Origin of the sequence: Chloracidobacterium sp. (assembly GCA_025057975.1) — a bacterium.
In the GTDB taxonomy this organism is placed as follows: domain Bacteria; phylum Acidobacteriota; class Blastocatellia; order Chloracidobacteriales; family Chloracidobacteriaceae; genus Chloracidobacterium.
In genome coordinates this window covers 1-595 of sequence record JANWUV010000053.1, presented here as the reverse complement: position 1 = coordinate 595, position 595 = coordinate 1, and the positions used below count along the sequence as shown (strand labels likewise).

Here is a 595-nt window from a genome sequence, read left to right as displayed (position 1 = left end):
CGCGCGATTAGCCTGCTTGCGCCAACTGCCGACCTGCGCCACGCGCTGCACCAGTCGCGCGACTGCCCCGCGCTCAACTTGATAGAGGAGCTGCTGCATTACTTCGCAACGGGGCAGTGGCTGCCCGAAGAGCGCTCCATCCGCACCACCTGCCTGCTTGTTCTTGGAGAGGAAGGCGTTCCCGCCAAGCTGCTGCAGCAGCGTGTGGCGGCGTCTGACGCCGTCGGCTTGACGCCCGGCTACTACCCCCATCCCGAGCTGCTGCTCACCGCGCGTGTTGAAGAGAGTTTCGCCGCCCAGTTCGAGCGGGCGTGCAAGGTCGGCGGCGCGCCCCCTTTCGCTATCCGCTGGAACTTCGAGCCGTACCGAAACGCGGGCAATGTCTGGCAGGATAGTATCCTGATTGGCTCCTCGTTGGGCGCGGCGGTTGGCGTTGGGCTGCACTGCCTGCTTGATGCAAGCGCGCCGCCTCCCGACAGCGACTACGCACTCACGGGCGCACTGCTGGAAAATGGACACCTCACCTCTGTCGGCGGCTATCGGTTCAAGGCGGACACCTTCAACAGGTTCCCCACTCTGCGCCTCGTGCTGCCCC

1 protein-coding gene is annotated in these 595 nt (G+C 65.5%); it reads left to right on the top strand.

Annotation, left to right across the window (positions count from 1 at the left end):
* On the top strand, positions 1–595 hold a 595-nt coding region (locus NZ585_15030), incomplete at both ends, for a hypothetical protein (protein ID MCS7081342.1).